Source organism: Methylobacterium variabile (genome assembly GCF_001043975.1).
Classification (GTDB): Bacteria; Pseudomonadota; Alphaproteobacteria; order Rhizobiales; family Beijerinckiaceae; genus Methylobacterium; species Methylobacterium variabile.
Genome location: NZ_LABY01000443.1, coordinates 1 through 572, shown reverse-complemented (window position 1 = coordinate 572; position 572 = coordinate 1). Strand labels below are relative to the sequence as shown.

General features: G+C 67.1%; 1 protein-coding gene. It reads right to left on the bottom strand.

Annotated elements, in window-relative coordinates:
• A partial coding sequence (locus tag VQ02_RS33760) for an efflux RND transporter permease subunit (protein ID WP_048448651.1) occupies positions 1–572 on the bottom strand: 572 nt, incomplete at both ends.

Sequence of the window (572 nt, the reverse complement as noted above, 5' to 3'; positions counted from 1 at the left end):
AAGGTCGGCAGGCCGACATGGGGGTTCTGCGCCACCACGTTGGCGAGCTTGAGGGCTTGGGCCCGCACCACCTGCAGGTCGGGGCCGCTGATCCGGTACTGGATCGGCCGGCCGACCGGGGGACCGAGGTCGAGGGGATGCACGAACACGTCGGTGCCGACGAACTCGCGCCGGGCAAGCTCGTTCAGCCGCGCCATGGTGCGGTCGCGGGCCTCGAGCGACACGGTCTCGATCACGATCTGGCCGAAGAACGCGTTCTGCAATTGCTGGTCGAGGGGCAGGTAGAAGCGGATCGCACCCTGGCCGACATAGGAGCTCCAGCGCTTGATCTCGGGGTCGCCTTTCAGCGCCGCCTCAAACCGGTCCATCTGCGCCTTGGTCTCACTGATGCTGGCATTCTGCGGCAGGGTCATGTCGACCAGCACCTCGGGCCGGTCGGAGGAGGGAAAGAACTGCTGCTGCACGTGGCCCATGCCGACGATCGCCGCACCCAGCATCGCGACGCACACGGCCACCGTGATCCAGCGGAAGCGCATCGCCGGAAGCAGAAGGGCCCGGAAGGTGTTGAGCGA